At 56.6% G+C, this 3,566-nt stretch carries 5 protein-coding genes and 1 pseudogene; 2 read left to right on the top strand and 4 right to left on the bottom strand.

Annotated elements, in window-relative coordinates; translation table 11 throughout:
• Nucleotides 1-116: 116 nt before the first annotated feature.
• Nucleotides 117-512, bottom strand: a complete 396-nt coding sequence (locus ACLD7X_RS16145; RefSeq protein ID WP_411424701.1) for a hypothetical protein — start codon at nt 510-512, stop codon at nt 117-119.
• A 79-nt stretch (nt 513-591) separates the two neighbouring features.
• Here ACLD7X_RS16145 and ACLD7X_RS16140 point away from each other — a divergent pair.
• Nucleotides 592-1,095, top strand: a pseudogene (locus ACLD7X_RS16140) (IS630 family transposase); the annotation flags it as partial.
• Here ACLD7X_RS16140 and ACLD7X_RS16135 read toward each other — a convergent pair.
• The gene (locus tag ACLD7X_RS16135) at nt 1,039-1,326 is read right to left on the bottom strand and encodes a hypothetical protein (protein WP_411424700.1); all 288 of its coding nucleotides are present in this window, start codon (nt 1,324-1,326) and stop codon (nt 1,039-1,041) included. The pseudogene ACLD7X_RS16140 and the gene ACLD7X_RS16135 sit on opposite strands and share 57 nt — an antisense overlap.
• An 84-nt stretch (nt 1,327-1,410) precedes the next feature.
• Nucleotides 1,411-2,574, bottom strand: a complete 1,164-nt coding sequence (locus ACLD7X_RS16130) for an FkbM family methyltransferase (protein WP_411424699.1) — start codon at nt 2,572-2,574, stop codon at nt 1,411-1,413.
• A gap of 155 nt (nt 2,575-2,729) precedes the next feature.
• Here ACLD7X_RS16130 and ACLD7X_RS16125 point away from each other — a divergent pair, with 155 nt between their 5' ends.
• Nucleotides 2,730-2,858 carry a hypothetical protein gene (locus ACLD7X_RS16125; RefSeq protein WP_411424698.1) on the top strand — a complete coding sequence of 43 codons (129 nt, stop codon included), beginning with the start codon at nt 2,730-2,732 and terminating at the stop codon, nt 2,856-2,858.
• 324 nt (nt 2,859-3,182) lie between these two features.
• Here the strand turns inward: ACLD7X_RS16125 and ACLD7X_RS16120 are convergent, their stop codons facing one another.
• Nucleotides 3,183-3,413 carry an integrase core domain-containing protein gene (locus ACLD7X_RS16120; protein ID WP_411424697.1) on the bottom strand — a complete coding sequence of 77 codons (231 nt, stop codon included), beginning with the start codon at nt 3,411-3,413 and terminating at the stop codon, nt 3,183-3,185.
• Nucleotides 3,414-3,566 lie beyond the last annotated feature (153 nt).

Below are 3,566 nucleotides of genomic sequence, written 5' to 3'. Positions count from 1 at the left end.
CCTCCAGGGAGTAGGGGATGGGGGTGGTGAATGACACGACGACGCGAGCCGGCACCTGACATTCGCTATGAGGGATCACCAGAACAGACCTCGTGGTCTTTGGTGTCGCCGGGTTCCTAACAGGGCTGGAGCACAGCGCCGGCGTGCTCCTGCCTGGGGCCACGGTCAACAGGCAAGGAGTCCAGATCCAAAGGGATCAGGCTCCAATCGCACAGCAGTAGCTCCAGGCAGGCACCGGTCCCAATCGAAACCCCGCCACCGGCCGTTGGCGATGACCTGATTGGGATGCACCCAGGATGAATGTCACTGAGCACCCGCCGGCACTCGATCCCCTGGCTGTTGAACCAGGCCACCGCACGGCTCAGGAAGCCCACCGTGGTCGGCGCCTTCTCGTCGGGCAAGACCTCGACGTAGGCCAGGCGGGTGGCGTCGTCGATCGCAACGTGAACCTTGTCGTAGCCGACGCCGTAGGAGCGCCCTTGCTGGCGATTGCCGGTGATCCGGTGGCCCACCTGGCGAAACCGGGCCAGCTGCTTGACATCGATGTGGATCAGGTCCCCGGGCCGCTCCCATTCGTATCGCTGGACCGGTGGCCTGGGCTACGTGGAAGGCGTCACCCACGACTACATCCGGCACGGCACCACCACCCTCTTCGCCGCTCTGGACGTCGCCACCGGCGAGGTGATCACCCAGTGCAAGCCCCGCCACCGGCACCAGGAGTTCCTGGGCTTCCTGCGCCAGATCGAGATGTCCGTCCCGGAAGATCTGGACATCCATCTGGTGGTGGACAACTACTGCACCCACAAGCACGCCAAGGTCAGGTCCTGGCTGGCACAGCGGCCCCGCTTCCACGTGCACTACACGCCCACCTACGCCTCCTGACTGAACCAGGTGGAGCGCTGGTTCGGCATCATCACCCAGCGGGCCATCCGGCGCGGCAGCTTCTCCAGCATCAAGGAACTGATCGCCAAAATCGAGAAGTTCGTGGCGGCCTACAACAAGACCAAGGCCCCGTTCAACTGGACCGCGACGGCGGATTCAATCCTGGAGAAGCTCCAGCGACTTTGCTCGCAAATCTCCGGGACGGGACACTAGGCCCAGCACCTCGATCAACACGCTGTTGTGGCGGATTGCAAAACGCTCAAGGTATCGCAGGCTCTGGCAGCGGCTCAGGATTCCCAGCACCGCCAGCAGCAGCAGGTACCAAGCCGGAATCTGCACCCCACGCAGCATCCGGGCGTCCGGGATGGCCTTGAGGTGGCTGGTCAGATTCAGATCAAGATTGTTGGCAGTACGAGGCGCTTTCGGGCACAGGGAGGGCCCCATTCCGTCAACCTCAACCCATGCTCTCAGCCTCGGCACGAGAACCTGTGACGGACGCTGAATCAGCCTAGGGAGAGGGCTCAAGTGTCAAGGACTAAAGCCATTGCCGCCGGCAATTCGGCCGAAGGTTTGCTGGAAGTGATGCAGCCTAGTGGAATATTCTGAAATAAGATCTTCCGCGAGCTGCCGCTGGGCCCTGAGCCAAATAAGCTTGTCCTGTTGCCGCTTAAGGAGATCACGCGCATCCATAGCCTCGCTGTAATAACTTTTTAAGTCATCCTGGGTCTGTGCAAGTCTTGCGGAATAGAGTTCGACCTCCAGGCTAAGTTCGTTTACTTTTAGCTCCAGAGAGGAAATTTCTCCGAGAAGTCTTTGTTGCTCACCCCTCATATCGGCTTCCAGCCTCTCTCTGTCCTCTTGGAGTTCTTTGATTTTAGCTAGCTGCAGGCCAATTTCGTTCGTGGCAATTCTTAGCTGCTCTTCGTTTAGCTTTGCCTTGGAATTTTTCTCACTTAGCTTTTCTTCTAGAGCATTAATTGCGGATGGGGTCGCTGGGACTCCGTCGAAAACGTTAGGGGGGACACACAGATCTCGAAATCGCTCAAAATCGTGGTGTCTGCAGAAGTAATCATTTAGACCATCGTGGAAGAATCGCAGATATCCTTCCGACTCAAGCAAGTTATTGGACTCTTGCCTAGCCAAGGATTCAATGCGAGAGTTCGGCTCAGTGGCCTCAACTACGATTATAGAGGGGAGTAGGCCGGGTCTCAGGTCATCGACAAAAAAACCTTTTAGAGCATCTAGCTCACTTCCTTCAACGTCAATCTTGAGAAAGTCAATCTTTGATGGGTTGTATGCATCAACAACTTCCCTTAGCGTGGCAACTCTGACCTCGATGACAGAGTGCTGTTGAGCATGTTCTGAGCTCATCTTTATTGAGGTGTGCTTAAGGGACCCGAGGCCGGAACCTCCATATGCATGAAAGTCTGCCTTTCCTGAAGACTGGGAAACAGCCAGCTGTAAATTAATGTCCCTAGGCCGCTCCGCCTGAAACAGTCTAACTTTATCTGGCAAAGGCTCGATGTTAATGCCATTCCATCCTTGGTCGTAGAATATTTTTGTTACGCTATCGATCTGGGGGTGGAATGCCCCGGCGTCAATGTAGAAGCCAGTATTTCTATCCCTAAGTAGCCTCCAAAGGTATAAGTCTTCAAAATTTTGCGAATAGAGCTTCTTGGGCTTCCAGGTCATTCTTCTGGCTTCACTAACGACACATTTTACACAATAGAGATGCCTTGGGGACCCCCTCATGGCTGCTGCTCATCCGTCGAGCGTTAGGGAAACCCTGAAAAACCCAGGGTGATCACGGGACAATGATCCTGTGATCACAGTCCTGGACTGGGGTGATGGGCGGCAAGCAGCTGGGATTTAGAGATTACGAGCAGACCACCGCCAAGAAGCGCACCAAGCGTGAGAAGTGCCTGGCTGAGATGGACTCGGTGGTGCCGTGGCAGGCCCTGATCGCTTTCGCGTGATCAATCAGCAGTTGGGGTTTCAGAAGACCAGGCTGCGTGGCATGGCCAAGAACCGCTGCAAGGTGAGCGTGCTGGCTGCACTGACGAATCTGTTCCTGGCGCGGCGTTAGTTGCTTACTACTTCATAATCAGGGGCGTGGTGTGCCCGAATGAGGCCATTCACGGGTGCAAGGCAGCAGAAATGGGGCATAAGATCACCTTGATTGCGCACATATAAATCCCTGAGCACAGCCGGAGGAGCAATCCAGCGATGGTCTGATCTCAGGAGCCGCTCAAGTCCTTGTTGCTCAGAGCTTCCTTAGGTGTGATTTCCCACCAGGTTGTTCATGCCTGCAGCTGACCAAGCCGCTGCTGGGGGGTGAGGCCACCCAGGGCCATGTGGCACCTACGGCCGTTATAGATCCGCAGGTAGGCCGTCAGCAGCTCGTTGCGAGCCGCTGAGGAGCCATAGGGCATCACATACGCCCACTCCTCCAGCAGGGTTTTGATGAACCGCTCGGCCTTACCGTTGGTCCTCGGGGTGTAGGGCCTGGTCTTCTTCGCCTTCAACCCCATGGCCTGACAGGCTTTTCGCCAGACATGGGACTTGTAAGCCGAGCCGTTGAGTTCCTAACCGCTGTCAAGTCGCCAAGGCTTGCCAGGCCTCAGTTGTTGATGCAGCCTGACGAGGGGGTGGTTGCCGCTTTGGAGCGCTCTGCGACTCCTGGT

Origin of the sequence: Aphanothece microscopica RSMan92 (genome assembly GCF_046613545.2) — a bacterium.
Taxonomy (GTDB): Bacteria; Cyanobacteriota; Cyanobacteriia; order PCC-6307; family Cyanobiaceae; genus NIES-981.
The sequence above is the reverse complement of the archived record's forward strand: the minus strand, read 5'-3'. Positions and strand labels throughout refer to the sequence as shown.

Bases quoted from the DNA above. Each gene is read 5' to 3' on its own strand.
- ACLD7X_RS16135 (WP_411424700.1), bottom strand. From the start codon at position 1,326: ATGGGGCCCTCCCTGTGCCCGAAAGCGCCTCGTACTGCCAACAATCTT.
- ACLD7X_RS16130 (WP_411424699.1), bottom strand. From the start codon at position 2,574: ATGACCTGGAAGCCCAAGAAGCTCTATTCGCAAAATTTTGAAGACTTA.
- ACLD7X_RS16120 (WP_411424697.1), bottom strand. From the start codon at position 3,413: ATGGGGTTGAAGGCGAAGAAGACCAGGCCCTACACCCCGAGGACCAAC.
- ACLD7X_RS16125 (WP_411424698.1), top strand. From the start codon at position 2,730: ATGGGCGGCAAGCAGCTGGGATTTAGAGATTACGAGCAGACCACCGCC.